A 23654-nucleotide genomic window follows, 5' to 3' on the forward strand; every position below is an offset into this window, starting at 1 on the left:
AAGCCATAAACCGGGCCCAATCCGGGCCATGTTCGAGGTGCCACTCGACGGACTGTACGCGTGGGTCGGCGTCGCCGCGCTCAGCGTCGCGGTACTGGGCGTAGCGTCCGCGCTTCCCAGCGCCCCGGCGCCGGACGCCGCCGGCGCCGCGGCGACGGTCGATTCCGTCGCGGGCGGCGACTACCCGGCGACCGGCGAACACGGAATCGCGGCGGAGCGCGTCCGGATCGCGCCCGAGCGCATCGTCCTCGACGGCGAGCGTGGCACGGCGAGTGCCGGGTTTCGCCGGGGGCCGGTGACGCCGGTTCGGGACGACGGCCGACTGGCGCGCGTCCTTCACGGCGCCCCGCCCTCGGACGCCTTCGATTCGTCGGAGGCGTTCGCGGCCGCGACGCGGAACGCGCGCGAGGCCGAACCGGAATGGCGCACGGCGTCCGATCGGCTCCGAATTCGGCGGGTTCACTGGGGGGACGTGCGTGTCACGCTTGTCGGATAGAGGGTGGGCCGACCCCGTCGCGGCGCTCGTTGCGCTGACGGCCCTCAGCGCCGGAGTGACCATGTATGTCGGCGTTCTTCACGGAGCCGACGATGGGAGGAGCGATGATCGCCCCGCCGACATCCTCGACCGAGTTCACGACGCGACGGTCGACGACGGAGTCGCAAAGCCCGCGAATCTGACGGTCCCCGCCGGCGTGATCGGGGAACACCGGGCGGTTCGCGCGCGCCTGTCGGCACGGGAGCGGCGATGGACCGCCGGCGATCCGCGACCACCGGAGGGAGGCGCACCGACACACACCGCTCGGCGGTCGATCCCGGTCCGGACCGCCCCGGGAGAGAACAGCTCCGGAACGCTCCGCGTGGCGGTGTGGACGTGACGAGCACCGTCCTCGACGTGACGGTCTTTCTGCTGTGTCTGTCGGCCGGTGTCGGCGTGCTCGCGAACGCGGGAGCGGTCGGCAGCGGGAGCGGCGCCGCGTCCCCGGACGCCGTGGCGGTCGCGGACGTGGTCGCCGGAACGACCGCGTCCGTCGAGTATCGGACCGCACCACGCGGCGAACCGGCGTCCGACATCGAGACGGCCGACGAGGAGCTGACCGGAACACACCACGCCACGCTCGCCGAGCTGGTCGCTTGCGCCGCGGTCCTCGAGGCGGACGGAGCGCGTGAGGGGACGGACGGTTACCCGGGAGCGGTTCGGACGGTGGTGCGCGAGGTTCTCCGCGACCTGCGCGGCGGCCGGATCCGGTTGAATGCGTTTCGCTCCCACGAAGGAACCGGCCGGTCCCCGTTCGTCGTCGGCGGGAAACCGCCCTCGGACGCCGACGTGGACGTGGCCGTCGTCACCGCTCCGTGGGATCGGCGATCGGCGAAGCGTAGCGCGAACACCGGACGCGTCCGGATCGTCGTGGAGGTGTGGTGAGATGCGCCGCCCGGCGACGGTCAGGCTCGCCGACGACGACCGGGCGCGCGTCCCGTTCGCGCTGATCGGCGTTCTGCTTCTCGTGTCGAGCGTCGCCTACGCCGGCGCGCTCCAGCAGCAGGGGCGGGTCGCCGTCGACGACAGCGTGGAACGCGCTGTGGAGCGAGCGGCGGCGGACGCGACGCCCGCGGTGCGTGCCGGCGTCGGCGACGCGGCCCGCGACGCCGCGGCAGAGCCCGTCACCGCGGCATCGACCGCCGACGGAAGGAACGAGAGCAGTACGCCAGCGGTCCGGCCCGAGAGCTCGTTTTCCGACGCGCTGCGGATCCGGATCGCCGTCGAAGTGTCCCGGTCCCTTCCCACGACCGAGCGACGCGTCGACGACGTTCGGGCCGTCACCGAGGTTCCGGACGTTCGGGACGAGACGGACCTCATTGCGGCCCGTGAGCGCGTGTCGGTCTCGCCGGTCGCGAACGGAACCGCACTCCGAGCGACGGTGCGGAACGTCACGACGATCGCGTCACGGGACGGTCGGACCGTCGCACGGCGGACGCGGAACGTGACCGTGGTCGTCCCGGTGCCCGTGTTCGCGGCCCATGAACGGACGGAGCGATTCGAGGAGCAACTGAACCGCGGAGCGCTCGAGGGGCCCGGCCTCGGCCGGCAGCTCACGGCTCGGCTGTACCCCGTCACCTGGGCGCGCGGCTACGCACAACACGGCGGCGCCCCGGTTCAGAACGTGCTCGCGAACCGGCACGTCGAACTCTCGACGAACGCCGGCATCGTCCGCGTTCAGCGCAACGTCTTCGGAGGGACGGACCCCCGGGCGAAGGCCGGCGTTCGCCGCGCGACGGCTCGCACCGGCGTCGCGGACCTGCTCGCGCCGACGGAACTCGACGAGGAGGAGTGGAGCCGGGCAGTCGTCGGCGACTCGGCGACGGGATCGGAACGTGAGATCGGAACCGGGACCGACGGCGACCAAGTTCCCGACGGGTTGGAGGGAGCGAACCGAACGCGCACCGTCGAAGTGGGCGCGGTCGCCGACACCGCGTTCCTGTCGACGATCGCTGAACGCGACGCGATCGCTCGGGACGCATATCGCGCGAGCGCGACGCTTCGTACCGACTCCACGCTCCGGACGGACACGACGACGCGTGACGGTCCCACGACGGACGCCCCGCCCGCCGGAAACTGGACGCTCGCGGACACCCAGCGGGAGCGGACGGTCGCTGTCGACGAGGCGCGCGACGGAGTGGGCCCCTCGGGTGGTTCGGACGGCTTCGGAACCACACATCGCGTCGTCAGAACGGTCGACGAGACGACGTGGACGTGGACGAACGGGACGGTGACCCGGACCGGCCGGGAGGTCCGGACGCGGGAATACCGGGTCGAAATCCGCGTCGAGGGAACGTACGCTCCGACTGCGGGAGCGCCGGAGCGTCCCACGGCCCCGACGTTCGAGCGCGGCGGGGCGCTCGACGGGCCGAACCTGGCGGATGTACCCGCAACCGCGAGGGCGGATCTGGCGGCCGCGACCGACGACGAGCTCTCGCGGATCGCCCGCCAGGCCGTCGTCGACGGGGCGGTCGCCCGCGAGACGACGGTTGTCGGAGCGCGACCGGACCGGCTCGCGCCGCACGTCGAGGCGGACCTCGCGGAGCTCCACCGCGAGGTCAGCAAGCTGTCGACGACCGTCTCGATGCGGGAGGTCGCCGCCGGCGAGGCCGACCCGTACGGGGAGCTGGCGGTGGCTCTCCGGGAGCGGCGGGCGGAACTCGTCGACGCGCCAGCGACGTACGACGGCGCCGCGGACCGCGCCCGCGTCGCCGCCCGTGCGGCGTACGTGGACGCGGTCATCGCCGCGCTCGAGCGGCGCTCGACCGCGGACGACGAGGTCTCGGCTGCCGTCGGGGACGCCGCAGGCGACGACGCGACCCTCGACGCCGACACGTTCGGCGCGTACCTCGACGCGCGGACCGCAGCCGAACGCGGGGTCCGCCGCTCGATCGGCGACGGCGGACCCGGCGGCGGCGTCGACCTCGCTCCGCGCGGGTCGCCCGGGTATCTCCCGCGAACCGCAGTCGACGGTGCCGCTATCGAGGGCGTTGCCACGGACGCGCGGACGAGGCCGCTCGCGACGCGGAACCGGAACCTCGTCACGCTGCCGTACGCGGACGCCGCGTCCGGTATCGTGGACCGTCTCCTCGGAACGGGTGAGACCGTTCCGCTGTCCACCGCCGGTCGATCGCTCGTCGGTGCGGACCGCGCTCTCGCGAGGACCGAGAACGAAACGCTTCGGAACGAGCGGGACGACCTTTCGGACTCGGTCGGCGAATCGACCGACGCCGTGGAGGCCGCAGTCGATGGCGTACTGCGCCGGCAGACGGAGCTCTCGCGGTCCGAACGTGCGGAGAGCCTGCGGAGCGCTCGACGGCAGTGGAACTCGACCGGCGAGCTCGCCGGCGCGATGGGAACCGGCGACTACGCCGAGACGGTCGCCGCCGAGGCGGCCGCGCGGGGAAGCTTCAGCCCGGCGGATCAGGAAGTCCTGGCCGCGCGCCTGCGAATGACCATCGAGGCGACCGCGAACGAGGGGCCAGCGACGGTGTCTGCCGCGGAGGTGAACCGGTCTGCGTCGGTCCTCCGAACGGTCGCTCGGGACGAACTGGAGTCGGCGGTCGAGTCGGAGCTCCGGCGCGGCGCGGACGCGGCCGCGGACCGCTGGGCGCCGGAGGCGATCGGGGCGGTTCCCGCGGGCGCTCCGGTGTTCCCGACGCCCACGCACTGGTACGCCACGGTCAACGTCTGGACGGTGGAGGTCTCCGGCGCGTATCCGCGGTTCGCCGTGACGGCGCCGCGGACCGGCCCGCCGGACGAGGAGTTCGAGTACGTCCGGGAGGCCGGAACCGCAACTGTCGAGCTTGCCGGCGAGCCCGTGGCGCTCGGCCGAACGGAGCAGGTGCGGTTCGAGACCGGAACGGTCGTCGTGGTCGCGGTCCCTCCCGGACCGCCGGGGGTCGGCGACGTGGACGGCACGCGCGACGAGACGTCTCCCGGATGGCCGTGTCCGGGAGCGACGCCGGATTCACTCGACGGAACCACGCGCGAAGCGTCCTGTGACCGGTGACCGCAGTCGTTTTCCCGGCCGCGCGCCGAGGGCGGGTATGTTCACCGACGTGCCCGCGGAGACCGACTCGGAGCCGGGACCGCTGCTCGAGGGGTACGAGACGCTGGTGCTGGAGGCGGCCGCGGAGGCCGGGGTCGACGCGATCGTGGATGCGACGTCGCTCGACCGGGCGGACGCCGAGACGCTGGTCGACGGCGAGGTCCCCGAAATCGCGGTCGAGGACGCCGCCGCCGTGATCGCGCTCGTCGACGACCGCGACGCGAACGCGCTGGTGTTCGAGCTCAGAGACGACCTGCTGATGGGGATGACGACGGCGGTGCTCGACGTCGACACCATCGCGGGCGCCATCGACGCCGACCTCACCGGACAGGAGGTCCAGCAGGCGCTGGAGGGACGCACGCGGATGACGCTGACGCAGTTGGCACAGATACAGAGCGTGATCGAGGGGCGGAAACCCTGATGCGCGTCGTCGTCGTCGGCTGCGGCTACGTCGGGACCGAGCTGGGTCGCCAGCTCCGTGGGTCCGACGCCGCCGGCGAGCCAGGGGCCTCAGAACACCGCGTCTGGGGCGTCCGCCGGTCCGACGAGGGGCTGTCAGCCGTGGAGGCGGCCGGCCTGGAGCCGGTCCGAGCGGACGCCACCGACCCGGCGTCGCTGTCGGCGCTCCCGGACGCGGATGTGGTCGTGTTCGCGGCGAGTTCGGGCGGGCGCGGCGCGGACGCCGCCCAGCGGGTGTACGTCGACGGGCTCGCCAACGTGATCGACGAGTACGCCGAGCGCGAGCGTCCGCCGGACCGGCTTATCTACACCTCGTCGACGGGGGTTTACGGCGATCACGACGGCGGCTGGGTCGACGAGACGACGCCGCTGGACCCGACGACCGAGAAGACGCGCGTGCTGGCGGAGGCCGAGGGCGTGGCGCGCGGGCGGGCGGCCGACGCGGGCATCGACGGGACGGTCGTCCGCTTCGCCGGACTCTACGGCCCGGACCGGTACCGGTTGGACCGCTACCTCGACGGCCCCGTGACCGCGGGGTATCTGAACATGATCCATCGCGACGACGCCGCCGGAACGGTTCGGTTTCTGCTCGAGAACGACCTCGCGCGCGACGACGTGGTGCTAGCCGTCGACGACGAACCGGTCGACAAGCACGCGTTCGCCGACTGGCTCGCGGACGCCTGCGGCGTCGACCGCCCGGAGAAGCGCTCGAAGGCGGAGCGACTGTCCGCGGGGGACCTATCCGAGGCGGCGGAACGACGGATCCGCACGAGCAAGCGGTGTTCGAACGACCGCCTTCGAGAACTCGGGTACGGCTTCCGATACCCGACGTTTCGTGAGGGATACCGCGATGCGGTCGACGCGTACCGAACCGAGCGCAGCGGTCCGTAGCCGGGGATCGATCGGGTGCGATCGTGGCGGACATGTTCCGTGTGTGATGGGTGCCGGGAACTACTTGTGTCGGCGGCGGGTGCGAACGGATGATGTGGCTGCAAGGACGGACGGACGCCCTGCGAGCGACCGAGGAGTTCGTCCGGGAGAACCCGGAACTCGCGGTCGCGACAGCGCTCGCGGTGTTCGTCGTCGCAGCCAGCACGTACGCATTCCTGCGGCTGCGCCGCCCCGCGGGCGTCACGTTCCGGCGACTGATCGAGGGGCGCGAGGAGATCGCGGTCCTGATGCACCCGAACCCGGACCCCGACGCCATGGCGGCCGCGGTCGGCGTCGCCTCGCTGGCGGACCAGCTCGGCGTGGACGCGACCGTCCAGTACCCGGGCCAGATCCGCCATCAGGAGAACCGCGCGTTCCGGACCGTCCTCGACCTGGAGCTCGACCGGATCGATCACGTCAGCGACCTCGCGGCGGAGTCCGTCGTCCTCGTCGACCACAACGAGCCGCGCGGGTTCGCGGGCGCGGACGGCGTCCTCCCGCTCGCGGTCGTCGACCATCACCCCGGCGACGGCGCGGGCGAGGAGTTCACCGACGTGCGGACGGACTACGGGGCGACCGCCTCAATCGTCGCCGAGTACTTCGCCGACATCGACGCCGAACCGGTGCCGCCGGACATGCACGCCTCCGAGCGCGGCGGCGAGTACGTCCTCTCGACGGACGCCGCGACGGGACTCCTGTACGGCATCCTCGCGGACACGAAACACCTCACCGTCGGGGCGAGCGAGGCCGACTTCGCGGCCGCCGGCTACGTCTACCCCGGCGTCGACCAGGACCGCCTCGACCGCATCGCCAACCCCGCGGTCGACGCCGAGGTGCTGGAGGTGAAAGCGCGAGCCATCGCCGGCCGGCAGGTACAGGGCTCGTTCGCCGTCGCGGACGTGGGCAGCGTCAACAACGTCGACGCCGTTCCGCAGGCGGCCGACGAGCTGATCCAGCTGGAGGGCGTCACCGCGGTGGTGGTGATCGGCGAGCGCGACGGGACGCTCCACCTCTCGGGGCGGTCCCGTGACGACCGCGTCCACATGGGCAAGGCCATCGAGTCCGCGCTCGAGGAGGTCCCCAACGGCGACGGCGGCGGCCACGCCCGAATGGGTGGCGGCACGGTGACGCCGAAGGTGGACCCGACCGGGGAGGCAGAGGAGCCGTCGCTCGACCGCGACGAGCTGTGTGGGGCGCTGTTCCGGGCGATGACCGGCGACGTCTGACCGGTAATCGCCGAGGCCTCGGTCTGTCCCGGTCTCGGAACCTCGCTGACCGCCGCGTTCCGGCGGGGTCTCAGAGAACCGCCAACGCGGGGAGAACGTACGTCGCGGCGTCGTAGAGGAAGTAGACGCCGAACCCGGCGAGCACGGCCGCCGAGCCGACCGCGACGAGGGGCGCGAGCCGCTCCATGCGACGCTCCGCGGCGACGAGCGCGGCCGGGAACCCCGTGACCCAGAGCCCGATGCCGGCGAAGAAGCCGACGATCAGCGCCGGCGATCCGGTCGTCACCACGAACGCGCCCGCGAGGTCGGCGCCGACGACCGGAAGCGGCTCGAGCACGTCCAGCGTTCCCGGCCGGAGCAGTCCGACGCCGACCGTGAGCCAGAACAGCACCTGATAGGGGTTCGTCAGCGCGAGGACGAACGCCTTCCGGAACCCCTTCCCCTCGGCCAGCATCGGGTCGTCGCCGGCGGTGGGCCTGAAGGAGGCGCGGGCGCCGCGGGCGGCGCCGTAGGCGAAGTAGATCATCAGGACGCCACCGACCGCGATCATCACGGCCCGCAGCGTCGGGAGGCGCTCGACGAACGCGACGACGCCGAGGTACGCCAGCACGAAGAAGACGCCGTCGGCCGTCGCGGCGCCGAGACCGGCGCGGGCGCCCGCGGTCCAGCCCCGCAGCACGGCCTCTTCGGCGATGACGGCGTTCATCGGCCCTGGCGGTGCCGCGAGCGCGAGGCCGAAGACGACCCCGGCGGTCAGCGTAACCAACTCGTTCACGCTCCGGAGAACCCCTGCGACGGTGAAAAAGGCGACGGACGGGGCCAGCGACGCCGTTTTCGGGTGTTCCGATCCGGCACGCGATCACCGAAATGGGCCATCGATGAAGGAAGGTGGTCGCCGGTCAGGAGCGTCGGTGTGGCCCCCGTCGCGGACGGGGGCGCGCACGTCGGGTCCGTGGCCGTCGCGAACGCCTACTACGCGGTCGCTTCGACAGGCCGTACGCGGATGGAGCGCGCGACGGACTCGGGGAGGCTCTGCTCGCCCGCGGGCGAGCGGACGGTCACCATGCCGAAGGGGGCGACGTCGACGACATCCAGCTCGTTGCCCGGCACGATCCCGGCGTCCGCGAGGTAGTCGAGTTCGTCCTCATCGCGGTCCGAGACGCGGGCGACGACGACCGTCTCGCCCTCCTCGCAGGTGTGGAGCCGAACGGCGTCATCTTCCTCGACCGGCTCCAGGTCCGCGCCCGGGATGGGGTCGCCGTGGGGGTCGACCTCCGGGTCGCCGAGCGTCTCCGCGACGCGGCGCTCGAACTCCTCGGAGATGTGGTGTTCGAGCCGGTCGGCCTCGGCGTGGACCTCGCTCCAGTCGTAGTCGAGTCGCTCCGCGAGGAACGCCTCGATGAGTCGGTGATGGCGGACCACCTCGAGCGCCACCGCCTCCCCCTCGGGCGTCAGCTCGACGCCGGTGTACGGCTCGCGGTCGACCAACCCGCGGTCCTCCAGCTTCCCGAGCATGTCGGTGACCGTCGGCGGGGTCTTCCCGAGATAGTCGGCGACCGCGGAGGTGGAGACGGGTGGCCCCTCCTCCGTCTGGAGGACGTAGATGGCCTTCAGGTAGTCTTCCATCACGTCGCTCAGCATCGTCCGAGGGTAGCGGACTCCCGCGGAAATAGCTACCGGAGACGAGGGTGGGGAAGCCGAACCGGCAACGGCGTGTGTGTGGCCAACCCTTACGGCGTCGGCGTGGGAGGTCCGGCCATGAGCGAGAAAGACGCAGGCGTCGGCGATGTCGGCGACGCCGGCGGCGCTGGCGACGGCCTCCCGAACTACCCCGTTGCGCGCTACCTCGGCATCGACGCGGTCGAGTCCCCGACGTTCACCGCGGACGGGGATCTGCTGTATCTGGCCGACACCACCGGTTCGCCGGACGTGTGGCGCGTGAGCGGTCCCGTGGCCGTCGGCGCGGAAGCGGTCGGAGCGGAAGCGGCCGGTGCGGAGGCGACCGGTGCGGAGGCGACCGGCACGACCCCCGAGCGCCTGACCGGCACCGACGAGCGCGTCTCCTTCGTGGACGCGTCGCCGACGCGCCCGGAAGCGGTGTTCGGCATGGACCGCGGGAGCGACGAGCGCGACCAGCTGTTCCTGTACGACCTCGAGACCGGAGCGATAACCGACCTCACCGACGACCCGGACTCGATCCACGCCTGGGGCGGCTGGGCGCCCGACGGCGACCGGTTCGCGTACGCCGCCAACCGCCGCCAGTCGGACACCTTCGACGTCCACGTCCAGCGCCGCGACGAGACCGCCGCCGACAGCGAGGTCGTTCACGAGGGGGAGGGCGGCTTCCTCTCGGTGGCTGCGTGGGGACCGGAAGGGAACCGCCTGGCGCTGATCGACGCCCGCGCGTCCTTCGCGCAGGACCTGTTCGTCCTCGACCTGTCGAGCGGCGAGACGACGCAGGTGAACGTCGACGACGACGCACGCTACGAGTCCCCCGCCTTCGGCGCCAACGGCGGGCTCTACGCCCTGACGAACCAGCCCGGCGACCACCTCGTCCTCGGGCGCTTCTCCGCGGCGGCGGTCGCGGGCGAGGCGGACCGCGACGACCGCGCGGCCGCGCTGGGAGAGGAGGGGTCGGGGGACCCGGCGCTCGACACCGTCGCCGCCCGCGAGGGCTGGAACGTCGACGGCTACGCTCTCGACCGCGAGTCGGGGCGGGTCGCGTACACCGTCAACGTCGACGGCTACTCCGAGCTCGCCATCGGCGAACTGGAGGGGTCGACCGGATTCGTGACGCTGGCCGAACCGGACATCGCCGCCGACTGCGCGGACCCGGGGGTCGTCTCCGCGCTCTCGTGGGACGGCGACGGCGAGCGCCTCGCCGCGGTCCACGCCGCGAGCGACCGGCCGTACCGCGCGGTCGTCGTCGACGCCGCGACCGACCTGCTCGCGGACCTGGACGGCGAACCGGCCCTCGACGTGTCCGCGCCCGCGGACCACGGGACGCTCGGCGTCCCCTCGGAGGCCTTCCTCGCGCCCGAGATCGTGCGCTACGAGACCTTCGACGGCCGGGAGATTCCGGCCTACTGGACGCTCCCGCCGGGCGTCGAGGCGGGCGAGACGGACGAGGTGCCCGTCATCGTCGACATCCACGGCGGACCGGAGCACCAGCGCCGGCCGTGGTTCTATCCGACGAAGCAGTTCTTCCTCCGGCAGGGGTACGCGGTGCTGGAGCCGAACGTCCGCGGCTCCTCGGGCTACGGCAGGGCGTACACGCACCTCGACGACCGCGAGAGGCGCCTCGACTCGGTGGAGGACGTGAAGGAGGCCGTCGTGTGGCTCGCCGAGCGCCCGGAAGTCGACGACGACCGGGTCGTGGCGTACGGGCGCTCCTACGGCGGCTTCATGGTGCTGTCGGCGATCACCGAGTACCCGGACCTGTGGGCGGCCGCGGTCGACTTCGTCGGCATCGCCGACTTCGAGACGTTCCTCGAGAACACCGGCGAGTGGCGGCGCTCGCACCGCGAACAGGAGTACGGCGCGCTGGAGAACACCGACTTGCTGGAGCGGATCAGCCCGATCCACCGCGTCGACCGCATCGACTGCCCGCTGTTCGTGCAACACGGCGCGAACGACCCGCGGGTCCCCGTCGGCGAGGCCGAGCAGATCGCGGAGGCGGTCGCGGACCGCGGGATCCCCGTCGAGACGTGCGTCTTCGAGGACGAGGGCCACCACACCACCAGCCGCGAGAACCGGGTCGAGCAGTTCGAGCGCATCGCCGCGTTCCTCGACGAGCACGTCGGGAGCGCCTAACGGCGATTCACAAACCGGTGCGCTCGGCCACGGCCGCCCGTTCAGTGATCGCGGCGGTGGCGCGCGCGAGAAACGCGCGCGAGGGAGGCGGCGGCGCGGCCGCCTGCGGTGCGGTGCGGTTTCGCGGCCGCGCCGCCGCCGAGGTTGGGGAGGTGCGAGGCTGCTGTTGCGGTTGCGGTGGGTGGGACCGAAAGGGGCAGTCGGCTCGATCCGGCCCCGGCGCCTCAAGCACTCGCGCCGGGCGTTGCTGAGAGGTGCGAGCGCGCAGAGCGCGCCGCGGACGGTCGAGCCGGCTGGGGCTTTCTGGGTGTTGCCGTCCCGATCAGCAGGATCGACAACAGACACAGAAAACGCATCGTCGGGAGAGCCGGCTGGGGCTTTCTGGGTGTTGCCGTCCCGATCAGCAGGATCGACAACAGACACAGAAAACGCATCGTCGGGAGAGCCGGCTGGGGCTTTCCCGGTGGTGCTGTCCAGAGCAACAGGATCTGCCACGGACACGACACCCACGCCATCGGACCAAACTCGTCACGGCCCAGTCAAAAGCCCGAAAGCGTTCGTGGAGCATTCTCGTCCGACCGTGGGATAGCGACTTTCGAAACGTCCACCGAGATGGGAGAGAACACCCCGTTCGTCACGCTCTAGTGCGTGATCGATCAGGGACGTCACGCGTATCGCCGGACAGATAATGATAATTGTCGTACGTGTCGGAGAGACTTATGCGTCCGGAGGACCGATGATGAGTCAAGACGCGCTCGGTCACGGGCGCGAGGAGACAGAAAGGATGGCGAACGCACAGCAGGCGAGGACGGACGGGATGGCGAGCGAGCGCGGCGGCCGGATGGGGCCGGCCGCCGGGCGGGAAAACGGGAGCGCCGCGGTCGAGAGCCTCTTCGACCGCGTGCTGGTCGTGGTCGACGAGGGCGCGGCGGGCCGGGCGGCCGCGGAGACGGCGGTCCGGCTGGCGGCGGCCCACGGCGCGGCGGTCGACGCGCTCTACGTCGTGGACATGGTCCACGGCTGGGACATGGAGGTCGAGCGGCGCGAGGCGGCGGGGGAGGCGGCCGTCGAGGAGGCTGCCGACCGCGGCGCCGCGGCCGGCGTCGACGTCGAGCCGCGGTTCCGCTACGGCCACGCCCACGAGGAGGTGCTCGACTTCGCGGCCGCCCACGACAGCGACCTGATCGTTCTCGGCTCCGCGCGCCGGACGGGCGTCGACCGCCTGATCCACCCGGAGACGCTCCCCTCGCGGGTTCAGCGCGGCGCGGACGTGCCCGTGATGACGGTCGGATCGGACGAGGTCTGACGGACGCGTCCCCGAGGGCATCGGTCCGTCTCCGTTTCTCGCCCGCGTTCGACGCCTACAGCGTCAGGAACAGCAGGTACGGCACGAGGAACAGAACCACCAGTATCGCGGCGAGGATCAGACCGTAGCCGACGCCGACGCCCGCGACCGCGCGGAACGCGTCGCCGTCGAGTGCGTCGAGGTCCATGTCCGGCACTTCGCGCCGGCGGTCTTAAAACGGTCGGGAGGTCGTCGCCCCGTCAGGGGAGCAGGCTGGCGCCGTCGAAGGCGGTCCGCTCGAAGTCGATGTCCATCAGTTCGAGGATGGTGGGCGCCACGTCCAGCAGGTCCGCGTCGTCGATGGGGATCCCCGGCTCGTCGACGAACAGCGCCGGACCGTCGAAGGTGTGCATTCCGTTTCTGGGACCGGAGTCGTCGAACACGGCGTCGTGGGAGCCCTTGAAGCCGGCCTTGAGGTCGAAGCCGTCGTTGGGGATGGCGACGAGATCGGGGGCGATGGCGTCGTGGTCGCCGCGGAACGCGGTCTCCTTCTCGACGACGCGGTTGACGACCGGCCGGCCGTTCGGCCCCTCCAGCGCCTTCAGGTCCGCGCGCAACTCGGCGCGCACGTCCTCGTACTCCGACTCGGGAACCGACCCGCGGGGCTCGCGGCCCTCCAGGTTCACGTAGAACCGGCCGGGGACGAACGCGTACGCCCGCGTGTCGTCGTCGATGTCGCTCAACTCGGCGTGGTCGTCGTCCGCGTAGGAGAGCCACCCCTCGCGTTCGAGCCACTCGTTGCAGTGGACCTCGTAGTCGAGCGTGGTGAAGCCGTGGTCGGCCGCGACGACGAGCGTCGCGTCCTGGGGGAGTTCCTCGCGGATCTCCCCGATGCACTCGTCGAGCCGACTGTAGAAGGCGAGGAACTCCTCGCGGTAGCGGCCGCCTGTCGCGTAGTCCTCCCAGAGGAAGTGATTGACGCGATCGGTCGTCATGTAGACGCCGAAAAAGAGGTCCCAGTCGTCCGCCTCGATATAGTGGCGGAACGCCTCCTGTCGGCGATCGAGCGTCGTGTGGGCGTGCTCGAGAAAGTCGGCCTTGTCGTCCCGGTGGCCGAGCTTGGCGTTCACGTCGATCCGGTAGCCCGATTCGTCGAGGCGCTTCCGCAGCTCCTCGGGGTGAGCGGCCTTGTCGACGCCCGGTGAGAGGAATCCCGAGACCATGCGCTGGACGTTTCGCTGCGGCGGGAAGGTGACGGGGACGTTGAAGACGGAGGCGTTCCGCCCCTCGTCGGTGACTCGGTCCCAGACGCGCTCCCGCTGTACGTCACGGCCCATCGGAACGTACGTGTCGTACGAGCCCGTCTCTCGGTCCTGAAACCCGTATACACCGGTCTCTCCCGGGTTCGCGCCGGTGGTGAGCGCGGGCCAGCACGCGCTCGACTCGGGCGGGACGATGCTGTCGATGGCCCCCGCGGAGCCCGCCGCCGCGATCTCGGTGAGGTTCGGAAACGTCTCCGGGTTCTCCGCGACGAGGTCGTAGGGGACCCCGTCGATGCCGAGGAACGCGACTCGGGGATCGTCAGTCCCGCGTAGCCGATCGAACAGACCCATGGTGGCCATTCCGCGGTAAGGGGTAAAAAGGTAGAGATTCACGCGACTGGGGTCTGGAGATGCCGGCACGCCCAAATACCGGTCCCTACTATGATGGGGTATGACTGACCTTCCGGTTCGCGTGTTGCACGTCGAGCCGGACGACGACTTCGCCGCGGACGCCCGCGAGGCGCTCGAGCGCTTCGCGCCGGAGGTGGATCTCGACCGCGTCGCGACCGCGGACGACGCGACCGGTCGGCTGGCGGACGGCACGTACGACGCCGTCGTCGCGGCCGGGGAGTTACCCGACCGGAGCGGCATCGACCTGCTCGCGGCCGTCCGCGAGAACGACCCGGATCTACCGTTCCTGCTGGTGACTGGCGCGGGGAGCGAGACGGTCGCTGCGGAGGCCGTCCGCGAGGGAGCGACCGACTACCTCCGGAAGGGCCAAGAGGAGATCTTCGGCACGCTCGCGGCGCGGCTCCGACCCGCCGTCGCCGGCTACCGGGCCGAGCTGGCCCGCCGCGAGCGCTCGAAGGAGCTGGCCACGCTCCACGCCGCCAACGCCATCCTCGCCGCCGACCGGCCGCTCGACGACCGCCTCTCGGAGCTGACGACCGCGCTTCCCGCTGGGTGGCGCCATCCTGAGCGCACGGCCGCGCGGATCCGCGTCGACGGCCGGACGTTCGCGACGCCGAACTTCGCGGAGACCCCCCACGAGATCACCGCCACGGCGACCGTGGAGGGTGGGGTAGATCCGGGGAGCGGCGGAGGTGAGGTCGGCTCGGAGGGCGGTGGGGCGGAGTTCGCCCCGGAGGAGAACGACGGAAGCGCCGGCCCCCCGCGCGTGGAGGTCGCGGTCGCGTACGTCGGCGCCGTACACGAGGGCGACGAACCGTTTCTCCCCGAGGAGAAGCGTCTGCTCGACTCCGTCACCGCAGTCGTCGCCGCCCACGTCGGACGCGAGCGGAGCATCGACCGGCTCCGCGCGTCGACCGACCGACTGGAGACGATCCTCGAGCACACGACGAACCTCGTGTTCATGAAGGACCTCGACGGCCGCTACCTGCTGGTCAACGACGCCTTCGCGGAGTTCGTCGGCCGCGAAAAGGACGCCATCATCGGCGAGACGGTCGAGACGGTCCACACCGACCCGATCGCGGAGCGGGTGACCGCCCACGACCGGGAGGCGGTGGCGGCCGGCGAGCCGACACGGTTCGAGGAGCACGTAGCCGTCGACGGGGAACAGCGGACCTTCCTGACCGTCCGCGTCCCGCTGTTCGACAACGACGGGGTACCGTACGCGGTCTACGGCATCGCGACCGACATCACCGCTCAGCGGCGCGCGGCCGACGAGCGCGCGACCCTCCTCGACCGGATGACGGACGGGCTCATGGCCGTCGACACGGGCGACACGATCACCTACATCAACGACCACGGCGCGGAGATGGCCGGCTTCGAGCCCGCAGAGATCGTCGGCGTCGACCTGCGTGAGGCGTTCGAGAGGACCAACGACGCGTTCCTCGCCGCCTACGACCGGGCCATCGAGCGGGAGGAAGCGGAGACGGTGGAGACGTACCACCCGCCCGCGGACGCGTGGTACGAGTCACGGATCTACCCCGACGAGACCGGCGCGAGCGTCTACTTCCGAGACGTGTCGGACCGGGTCCGCGACCGCCGACGGCTCGAACAGTTCGAGCACATCGTCGAGTCGGTTCACGACGGCGTCCTCGTCGTGGACGCGTCGGGCGAGATCCGCTTCGTCAACCAGTACGTCGTCGACCGACTCGACCGCGACGCGCTCGTCGGCAGCGACGTCGCCACGCTGTTGCGGCCCTCCGATCGCGGTCGGGTTCGGGAGGCGCTCGACCGCCTCGCCGCGGGCGAGACGCACGACGGATCGACCGTCGAGGTGACCGTCGACGCCGCGGACGGCCCGCTTCCGGTCGAGGTTCGGAAGACGCCGCTGTACCACGACGGCGAGTTCTGGGGGGTCGTCGCGGTGGTCCGAGACGTGACCGAGCGGCACGCCGAGCGCCGGGAGCTGGAGTACCGCGAGGGCGTGATGCGCCGGCTCTACGAGACGATCGCCGAGAAGGACACCGACTTCGAGACGAAGGTCCGCGGCCTGTTGACGCTGGGCAAGGAGGTGATCGGCACCGAGTCGGGGCTGCTCTCACGGGTGGACGGCGAGGACTACGTCGGCCTCGTCGTCGAGGACGACACCGGCGCCTTCGAGGAGGGCATGGTCGTGGACGTCGGCGTGACGAACTGCGAGCGCGTGGTCGCAACCGAGCAGTCGCTGCAGGTGAAGGACGTGGGGGAGGTGCCCGACCTCGCGGAGCGTGGCGGGTACACGCAGCTCGGGATCTCCTGTTACGTCGGCGCGCCGGTGGTCGTCGACGGCGAGGTGTTCGGCACCTTCTGCTTCTACGACCGCGGCGCCCGCGAGGAGCCGTTCGACCGCTGGGAGGTGACGCTGGTCGACCTGATGGCCCGGTGGGTGAGCTACGAGCTGGAACGCCGCCGGACGCAGGCGGAGCTCGAACGCGAGCGCGACCGGCTCGAGGAGTTCGCCAGCGTCGTCTCCCACGACCTGCGCAACCCCCTCAACGTCGCCGAGGGACACGTCGACCTCGCGCGGGAGGGCGACGAGGCCGCGGACCTCGATGCCGCCGCGACCGCGCTGGCGCGCATGAACGAGCTGATCGACGACGCGCTCTCGTTCGCCCGGCTCGGGACGCGCGTGGTCGAGACGGATCCGACCGCCATCGGCGCCGTCGCCCGCGAGGCGTGGGAGACCGTCGACACCGGCGGCGCGAGCCTGACCGTCGAGGATCTGGGCGTCGCGGCGTGTGACGCCTCCCGCGTGCGCTCGCTGTTCGAGAACCTGTTCCGCAACGCGGTCGAGCACGTCGGGCCGGACGTGCGCGTCACGGTCGGTCGCCTCGAGGACGGCTTCTACGTCGCCGACGACGGCCCCGGGATCCCGGAGGACGTGCGCGAGCACGTCTTCGAGCGGGGGTACACCACCTCCGAGACGGGGACCGGGTTCGGGCTCGCCATCGTCGACCAGATCGCGGGCGCACACGGCTGGGCGGTCGACCTCGCCGACGGAGACACCGACGAGACGGGCGCACGGTTCGAGATCCGTGACGTGAACTGGGTCCGCTCGTAGGACGGTCGCGGGTCGCCCGGTCCTCCCTTCCCCTCTTCGCGCCACTTCCCCCCGCTCCCCCCTCTTCGCGCCGCCGTCCGTGACCGTCGCTTGCGTACCCTTTTGTCGCCGGCCCGCCATCGGCCGGCATGGAGACGCGACGGACGCTACTTGTCGACGCGTTTACGACGGAGTCGTGTGCGGGCAACGCGGCCGGAGTCGTCCCCGATGCCGCCGGGCTCGACGACGGACAGCGACAGGCGATCGCCGCCGAACTCGGCGCCAGCGAGACGGCGTTTCTCACCGACTCGGCCGACGCGGACCGCCGGATCCGATACTTCACGCCGACCCAAGAGGTCGACCTCTGTGGCCACGCGACGGTCGCCAGCCACGCGCAGCTGTTCGCGGACGGAGTCATCGACGCCGGGACGCACACGCTGGAGACGAACGTCGGCGTGCTCGACATCGAGGTGACCGACGAGGGCGTCGTCTGGATGACCCAGGACGCGCCGACGGTCCGGCCGGTCGAGGTCGACTACGACCGGCTCGGCGACGCCCTGGGGATCGACCCGGCCGCGCTGACGGACGTGGGCGCGGATCTGGACACCGCCTATGCCTCGACGGGGCTTCCCTTCCTCGTCGTCCCGGTGAACTTCCTCGAGCACCTCGGCGACGCCGACCCCGACATGGCCGCCGTCGAGGCCATCTCCGAGGAGTACGACGTGGCGGGGATCTACGCGTTCACCTTCGACGCGCTCGAGTCCGACTCGACGCTTCACGGCCGGATGTGGGCGCCCGCGGCCGGCGTCCCCGAGGACCCGGTGACGGGGACCGCCAGCGGCGCCTGCGGGGCGTACCTCCGCGAGTCCGGCGCCTTCGACGAGTTCCCGGAGGAGATGCGCTTCGAGCAGGGCCACTTCGTCGACCGCCCGGGCCACGTCCGCGTCCGCGTCGACGGCACGGAGGTCCGCGTCGGCGGCGAGGCGACCACGACCCTGGAGGGCGAACTCGCCGTCCCACCCGCGGACGAGGACGGGATCATCGAGGCCTAGCCGGCTCGGCCACTTTTTGGACAGAAAACGCCAGCCCGCTTTTTGGACAGAAAACGCCAGCCCGCTTTTTGGACAGAAAACCCGACCCTGACGGCCGGATCGCGGGGGGCGACGCTCCAATTATCGACCTTCGCCGCTTTATCGACCTTCGCCGCGGCGACCCTCGGTTCCGTCGCGGTCGATCACGTCCTCCAGCGCGTCGGCGCCCACGTCGGAGGCGACCTTCACGCCGACTATCGAGACGACGATCCCGGCGACGATGAACGCCGCAAGCCGCTGGCCGGGTGCGACCGTCACGCCCGCGAACGTGAACTGATCGATCACCCGCTCCTGTTCGAGGAAGTAGCCGGCGAAGCCGCGGACGACCAGCCCGACCGCGACCGCGACGAACGGGAGGTTGAGCACGTGACTGCGGATCCCTTCGTCGCGGATCAGTTCGTCGAGCAGGCGGCCGAGCGCCGCGGTCAGGGCCGCGCCGGCGAGCCACGGAACCGCGGCGTAGACGAACAGCATGGCCTCCACGGGGTCGGGTTGCCCGCCCGTCTCCGTCGCCGCGAGTACGCCGAAGAACCCGCCGACCAGCGAGAGTCCGGCCGCCACGACGTAGGTCACGACCGAGACCTGCCCGGCGTACAGCGCCTCGCGGACGCGCTCGGGTACGTCCGCGACGTACTCGTCGATCGCCAGCCCCTTGTACAGCAGCGCGGCGCCGAGCAGGCCGGCCACGCCCGCCAGCGCCACCGCCGCCGAGAAGCGGAAGAGGAGCGCGGGCAAAAGCAGGAGCGCGATGCCGAGCGGCACCAGCACCGTCGAGCGAAGCTCCTCGTCGCCGAGGAACTGCTTCAGCAGGTAGTAGGTCGACTCCAGGTCGCGGGCCTGCCGGACGACGACGCGGTCCACGCCGTCGACCGGGAGCCGCGACTCCACGATGGGCATCACGCGCTCGTCGTCCGCCGAGTCCACGACCACGATGGCGGAACTCGGCTCGTACCGCTCCACGAGCGCGTCGATCTGTGCGGCCACCGAGCGGTCCGCGCCCACCCGGGAGTCGCCGGCCGCGGAGACGACCGCGACCGCCGACTCCTCGCGCTCGTCGCGGAGTTCACGGGCGACGCGCAGCGCCTCGAGAATGCAGTTGACGCTGGCGTCCTCCGGGTCCGCGAGGCCCACGTCCGTCACGAGCGAGCGGACCGCCTCCCAGCCGGCGACGGGCATCGGTACGCTCGTCTTCCGGCCGATCGCACCGGACCGGTCCACGCAGATGACCAGCGTCGTCACGTCACACACCACGCCACCCCTCGTGAAAACGCTCCCGGTCATCGGAACGTCGCGAAGGTGCGGCAGCCACCCACACGCTGCCGACAGACACAAGCCCGGCCGGCCGCCAGCGGAGAGCATGCTGGAGATCGACGGCAGCGCCGGCGGCGGTCAGCTGCTCCGGACCGCCCTCTCGCTGTCGGCGCTGACGGACACGCCGTTCCGGATGACCGACGTGCGCGGCGAGCGCCCGACACCCGGGCTCAAGGCCCAACACGCCGCGTGCGTGCGCGCCGCGGCCGCGATTGCGGACGCAGAGGTCGAGGGGGGCTCCGTCGGCGACGACGCGGTGACGTTCGAGCCGGGCGAAGTGATCGGCGGGGAGTACACGGTCAGCGTCGCCACCGCCGGGAGTCTGACGCTGGTGTTCGAGACGGTCCTGCCGCTCGCAATCGCCGCGGAGGCTCCGATCACCCTACACGCCACCGGCGGGACGGACGTGGCGTGGTCGCCCCCGCTCGATTACCTGCGCCGCGTGAAGCTCCCCCTGCTCGCTCGCCACGGCCTCCTCGCTCGCGTCGAGACGGAGCGCCGCGGCTTCTATCCCTCCGGGAATGGCGCCGCCCGGCTGACGCTCGCTCCCTCGTCGCTCGACCGGATCGACCTCCGCGAGCCGGTCGGGTCGGAGCGGATCGGGGGCGTCCGCGTGTTCGCCGCCGCGAGCGCGGACCTCGCGGAGGCGGACGCCGCCGAGCGACTGGCTGCGACGGCCGCCGAGGAACTGACGAACGACGGGCACGAGGTCACGGCGCGCGCCGCGAGCTACGGCCCGACGGCGAGCACGGGCGCGGTCGTGACGATCCGGGCCGACGCGTCCGGGGACGGCGGCGCCGAGGCGGAAGCGGTACCGGACGCGGAACCGAACGCGCCGGCGCCCGCGGCCCGACCGACCGCGGGGGTCTCGACACTCGGCGAGTCGGGCACGCCGGCCGAGGCGACGGCCCGCGAGGCGGCCGACCGGTTCCGGCAGTTCCGCGATAGCCCGGGAGCGGTCGACCGGCACCTGGCGGACCAGCTCGTCCTGCCGGTCGCGCTCGCGGGCGGAGCCGTCGCGGTGCCGACCGTGACTGACCACCTCGCGTCGTGCGTGACGCTGGTCGAGCGGTTCGGGATCGATGTCGAGTACGAGGAACGGGCGACGGGCGGCGTACTGCTCCGCGCTGACGGCGTGCGCTGATCCGCGCTGACGGGCAGCCCGTCGGCCACCGTTTCAGAAATCGCCCGAGGTCGCCTACCGGAGCCGGAGGTCCACGTCGGCGCCCTCGTCGCCGAGGACGCTCGCGACGCCCGCGCCGGCCGCGTACGCGACGCGGCGTGCGCCGAGGCTGACGCGGTCGGTCAGCCCCCGCTGAGGCTCGAACTCGCGAACCGCGGGCTCGGCGTCTACCTCCTCGGCGAGCCGGTCCTCCACGTCGGTCTCGGTCCCCACGCCGTCGACGAGCCCGCGCTCGCGGGCCTCGCCCCCGAGGAAGACGCGCGCCTCCGTCTCACGGACCGCCTCGGGGTCCATCCCGCGCCCCTCGGCGACGGTCTCCACGAAGTTCTCGTAGAGGTCGTCGACGATCCCCTGCAGGTAAGCGCGTTCGTCCTCCTCCATCTCCTTGAGCGGAACGCCGGCGTCCTTGTACTCCCCGGCGGTGAACTGCTCGTAGCTCACGCCGAGCTTGTCGGCCAGCTCCGCGACGTTCGGCCGGGAGCCGACCACGCCGATGGAGCCGACGAGGCTCGTCTCGTGGGCCCACAGCTCGTCACAGCCCGCGGCGATCCAGTAGCCGCCCGAGGCGCAGACGTCGGTGGCGTACGCGAGCGTCGGCCCGTCGAAATCGGCGGCGGCGCGCCGGATGTCGTCGCTCGGGAGCACCTCGCCGCCGGGCGTGTTGAGTTCGACGAGCAGCGCTTCCGCTTTCGGGTCCGCGTCCGCCCGCTCGATCTGTTCGACGAGTTCGTCGGCGGCCGGCCCGATCGGTGCCGAAAGCGGCGAGGGGCGGCCGCCGTCACGCGATATCGGTCCGTCGACGGTCACCTTCGCCACGTTGTAACCGTCGAGATACGACGCCACGGCGGAGCCGCCCACGCGCGCCGCAGCGAGCGCGAGCGCGAGCGTCAACAGGACGCCGGCGAGCTCCGCGGTCGTGTTCGGGACCACGACGAACGCCATCCAGCCGATCACGACCGCGAGCACGGCCGCGACGAGCGTTCCGAGGAGGGCGACCGCGCTGCGTCCGCCGTCGTCCGCGGATCCTTGCATGTCTCGGCGTACGCGCGTCGGCGGGTTAAAAGCCACCGGCGGTCGCACCGCCGGGGAACGTCCGCGAAACGTCACCGGCGGTGCAGCCGCTCGGCGACAGCGACGAAACGGGGAGAAAAACCGGGGGAACGCGACCGGCGCGTGCCGGGTTAGAGAAGCCCCGTCTTCTGGAGCTTCATCAGGTCCTCGGTGTCGAGGGTCTCGCCTTCCTTGAACTTCTGGTAGATCTCCTCGGCCTCCTCCTTCTCCTCTTCGCGCTTCTCGGCGCGCTCGTCCTTGCGCTCCTCCTCCTCCTTCTTGTCGAGCTCGCGGAGGCGCTTCTGGACGCGGACGAAGTCCTCGTGGTGGCGGTCGGCGGCTTCCTGCGCCTCCACGAAGAGCTCGTGCATCTCGTCGGCCTCGTCACGGATGTCGTCGGCCTCGCGGTAGGCCTCGATCATCTGGTTGTGGTGCTCCTGGGCCTTGTCGGCGAGCTCCGTCACCTTCTGGTGGTGCTGGGACGCCTCGGAGCGGACCTCCTCGGCCTCCTCGACGAGATCCTCGAGTTCGCCGGTGTCCTCGACCTTCTCCTTCTTCTCGGCGAGCTTCTCGCGCTTGTCCTCGATCTTCTCGATGAGCTCGCGCTCGTCCTCGGCCGAGAGGACCTCGGTCTGCTGGCGGAACTCCAGGTCCTCGATCTCCTCTTTGAGCTCCTCGATCGACTTGCCGGAGCCGAGCTCCATGTCCGACTTCATCTCCTCGACCTCGTCGAACAGCTCGTTGGCCTCGGCGTTGAGCTCGTTGCGGCTCTCCTTGTGCTCCTGGACCTGCTCGTTGAGCTCGTCGCGCTTCTCGCGGTGCTCCTGGGCCTCGTCGACCTTCTCGCGCGTCTTCGCGTTCAGGTCGTCGCGCTCGGAGGCGCGCTCGGAGGCCATCTGGTTGAGCTCGTTGCGTCGGTCGCGGAGCTGCCCGGCTCGCTTGATGAGCTGACCCTTCGAGCCGTTCTCCAGCTCGTCGTCAGAAAGGTCGATGTTGTCCGATTCCTCGAGCGCTTCCACGTCGTACTTCTCGATGACTTCTTCTTTCGTTACCATTTTTCTATCTCTCCATTCCGCTCCGGATATGGCGGACGCTGGCGCAGAGCGTTGGACCGTGGATAAGAACTCCCGATCATTCGTCGTGCGGTTCCACCAGCGCCGGAGGCGTTCTGGTACCTGCACATACCTCCTTGCCACATATAAATACTTCGGTGACTTCGTGCGTGAAAGGAGCTACCAAACCGCCGAGCCGCCCGAATTCCGGCGTCTCGACTGGTAATGGTTCACACGCCTCCGGCTGCCGGGGTACTTAAACGCAGCCGCGAACGGCAACCCCTATCGGCGGCCGGTTCCCACCGGTGACCATGAGCGACGACGACGCCGACGCGGCGGAGCAGGGCGACGCGAGCGACGCCCTGATGGCTGACGAGGCCCTCGTGGAGACGATACACGCGCGCGGACACGAGAACGTCACCGCCGAACACGCGAGCACCTTCGAGGTGACCACCGACGATTGGCTCACGCCCGCGGGCGACTGCATCCTCGCGGTCGACGCCGACCGCGCCCCCCGTGACTTCTCGCAGGCGTTCAGGGAGGCCTGTCGGAGCGCGGACGCCACGATCACCGCCACCATCACCGCCACGCTGACCGTCGAGGGCGGTGACCGGACACACGAGGAGACGATCACGGGGCGTGGCGACCCCGGCCTCGCGCTCGTGGACGACCGATCGCTGGTCGGGCGCACCAGCGACTACACCGACGACGAGCGGACCATCGTCGTCGACGCGGACAAGGCGGCCGCGGATCTCGACCGCGACCTCGTGGCGGCGCTCGCGGACGGCGCGGACTGTACGCTCCGGCTCGAGGTGAGCGGGGATTCGCGGTAAGAGACGATCGGGGGAGAGGCGACCCACGGACGGCGGCCACACTCTGCGACGCGGGAGGGGACGACGGCCACACTTGGCGCCGCGGG

21 protein-coding genes are annotated in these 23654 nt (G+C 71.3%); 14 read left to right on the plus strand and 7 right to left on the minus strand.

Annotation, left to right across the window (positions count from 1 at the left end; translation table 11 throughout):
- Positions 1-28: 28 nt before the first annotated feature.
- The 7 genes from AN233_RS13230 to AN233_RS13260 all read left to right on the plus strand — a co-directional run bounded on the left by AN233_RS13230 (position 29) and on the right by AN233_RS13260 (position 7201).
- Positions 29-496 (plus strand): DUF7283 family protein, encoded by a 468-nt coding sequence (locus AN233_RS13230; RefSeq protein ID WP_058367245.1) that lies wholly within the window; start codon positions 29-31, stop codon positions 494-496.
- The gene (locus AN233_RS18440) at positions 477-875 is read left to right on the plus strand and encodes a DUF7285 family protein (protein ID WP_449271525.1); all 399 of its coding nucleotides are present in this window, start codon (positions 477-479) and stop codon (positions 873-875) included. Before AN233_RS13230 ends, AN233_RS18440 begins: the two co-directional genes overlap by 20 nt.
- Positions 872-1420 carry a DUF7284 family protein gene (locus AN233_RS13240; protein ID WP_245626074.1) on the plus strand — a complete coding sequence of 183 codons (549 nt, stop codon included), beginning with the start codon at positions 872-874 and terminating at the stop codon, positions 1418-1420. The genes AN233_RS18440 and AN233_RS13240 overlap by 4 nt, the downstream gene beginning before the upstream one ends.
- Position 1421: 1 nt before the next feature.
- Positions 1422-4547: a DUF7286 family protein gene (locus AN233_RS17430; RefSeq protein WP_058367248.1), complete on the plus strand. Its 3126-nt coding sequence runs from the start codon at positions 1422-1424 to the stop codon at positions 4545-4547.
- 37 nt (positions 4548-4584) lie between these two features.
- A complete protein-coding gene (locus AN233_RS13250; protein WP_058367249.1) occupies positions 4585-5007 on the plus strand; it encodes a DUF5791 family protein in 423 nt (140 codons plus the stop codon).
- Entirely contained in the window at positions 5007-5936 is a 930-nt protein-coding gene (locus AN233_RS13255; protein WP_058367250.1) for an NAD-dependent epimerase/dehydratase family protein, read from the plus strand. The genes AN233_RS13250 and AN233_RS13255 overlap by 1 nt, the downstream gene beginning before the upstream one ends.
- Positions 5937-6028: 92 nt before the next feature.
- Positions 6029-7201 (plus strand): DHH family phosphoesterase, encoded by a 1173-nt coding sequence (locus tag AN233_RS13260; protein WP_058367251.1) that lies wholly within the window; start codon positions 6029-6031, stop codon positions 7199-7201.
- A gap of 70 nt (positions 7202-7271) precedes the next feature.
- On the opposite strand, the gene AN233_RS13265 is transcribed toward AN233_RS13260, so the two are convergent.
- Positions 7272-7976, minus strand: coding sequence for a LysE family translocator (locus AN233_RS13265; protein ID WP_058367252.1), 705 nt, complete (start codon positions 7974-7976; stop codon positions 7272-7274).
- Between the two features lie 197 nt (positions 7977-8173).
- Positions 8174-8842 (minus strand): metal-dependent transcriptional regulator, encoded by a 669-nt coding sequence (locus AN233_RS13270; protein ID WP_058367253.1) that lies wholly within the window; start codon positions 8840-8842, stop codon positions 8174-8176.
- Positions 8843-8959: 117 nt separating this feature from the next.
- Here AN233_RS13270 and AN233_RS13275 point away from each other — a divergent pair, with 117 nt between their 5' ends.
- The 3 genes from AN233_RS13275 (at position 8960) to AN233_RS13280 (ending at position 12320) form a co-directional block, all read left to right on the plus strand.
- Positions 8960-11014, plus strand: a complete 2055-nt coding sequence (locus AN233_RS13275; RefSeq protein ID WP_080508470.1) for a S9 family peptidase — start codon at positions 8960-8962, stop codon at positions 11012-11014.
- 177 nt (positions 11015-11191) lie between these two features.
- Positions 11192-11659 carry a hypothetical protein gene (locus AN233_RS16935; protein ID WP_125920031.1) on the plus strand — a complete coding sequence of 156 codons (468 nt, stop codon included), beginning with the start codon at positions 11192-11194 and terminating at the stop codon, positions 11657-11659.
- A 94-nt stretch (positions 11660-11753) separates the two neighbouring features.
- Positions 11754-12320 carry a universal stress protein gene (locus AN233_RS13280; RefSeq protein ID WP_245626075.1) on the plus strand — a complete coding sequence of 189 codons (567 nt, stop codon included), beginning with the start codon at positions 11754-11756 and terminating at the stop codon, positions 12318-12320.
- 55 nt (positions 12321-12375) lie between these two features.
- Here the strand turns inward: AN233_RS13280 and AN233_RS18275 are convergent, their stop codons facing one another.
- Together AN233_RS18275 and AN233_RS13285 are read right to left on the minus strand one after the other, a co-directional pair.
- The gene (locus tag AN233_RS18275) at positions 12376-12507 is read right to left on the minus strand and encodes a hypothetical protein (protein ID WP_281176567.1); all 132 of its coding nucleotides are present in this window, start codon (positions 12505-12507) and stop codon (positions 12376-12378) included.
- Between the two features lie 52 nt (positions 12508-12559).
- Entirely contained in the window at positions 12560-13912 is a 1353-nt protein-coding gene (locus tag AN233_RS13285; protein ID WP_058367254.1) for an alkaline phosphatase family protein, read from the minus strand.
- Positions 13913-14012: 100 nt separating this feature from the next.
- Between AN233_RS13285 and AN233_RS13290 the strand changes: the two genes are divergently transcribed.
- Together AN233_RS13290 and AN233_RS13295 are read left to right on the plus strand one after the other, a co-directional pair.
- A complete protein-coding gene (locus AN233_RS13290; protein ID WP_058367255.1) occupies positions 14013-17069 on the plus strand; it encodes a PAS domain-containing protein in 3057 nt (1018 codons plus the stop codon).
- Between the two features lie 128 nt (positions 17070-17197).
- The gene (locus AN233_RS13295; RefSeq protein ID WP_058367256.1) at positions 17198-18100 is read left to right on the plus strand and encodes a PhzF family phenazine biosynthesis protein; all 903 of its coding nucleotides are present in this window, start codon (positions 17198-17200) and stop codon (positions 18098-18100) included.
- A 138-nt stretch (positions 18101-18238) separates the two neighbouring features.
- Here the strand turns inward: AN233_RS13295 and AN233_RS13300 are convergent, their stop codons facing one another.
- Positions 18239-19378, minus strand: a complete 1140-nt coding sequence (locus AN233_RS13300; RefSeq protein ID WP_058367257.1) for a DUF373 family protein — start codon at positions 19376-19378, stop codon at positions 18239-18241.
- Between the two features lie 118 nt (positions 19379-19496).
- On the opposite strand from AN233_RS13300, the gene AN233_RS13305 reads away from it, so the two are divergent.
- A complete protein-coding gene (locus AN233_RS13305; protein WP_058367258.1) occupies positions 19497-20594 on the plus strand; it encodes an RNA 3'-terminal phosphate cyclase in 1098 nt (365 codons plus the stop codon).
- 54 nt (positions 20595-20648) lie between these two features.
- Here AN233_RS13305 and sppA read toward each other — a convergent pair whose 3' ends face one another.
- Together sppA and AN233_RS13315 are read right to left on the minus strand one after the other, a co-directional pair.
- Complete coding sequence (gene sppA / locus AN233_RS13310) at positions 20649-21575, minus strand: signal peptide peptidase SppA (RefSeq protein WP_094192428.1); 927 nt, start codon at positions 21573-21575, stop codon at positions 20649-20651.
- 239 nt (positions 21576-21814) lie between these two features.
- Positions 21815-22738 carry a coiled-coil protein gene (locus AN233_RS13315; protein ID WP_058367260.1) on the minus strand — a complete coding sequence of 308 codons (924 nt, stop codon included), beginning with the start codon at positions 22736-22738 and terminating at the stop codon, positions 21815-21817.
- A gap of 308 nt (positions 22739-23046) precedes the next feature.
- Here AN233_RS13315 and AN233_RS13325 point away from each other — a divergent pair, with 308 nt between their 5' ends.
- Positions 23047-23568: a DUF371 domain-containing protein gene (locus AN233_RS13325; RefSeq protein ID WP_058367262.1), complete on the plus strand. Its 522-nt coding sequence runs from the start codon at positions 23047-23049 to the stop codon at positions 23566-23568.
- Positions 23569-23654 lie beyond the last annotated feature (86 nt).

The organism is Haloparvum sedimenti, assembly GCF_001462205.1.
In the GTDB taxonomy this organism is placed as follows: Archaea; Halobacteriota; Halobacteria; order Halobacteriales; family Haloferacaceae; genus Haloparvum; species Haloparvum sedimenti.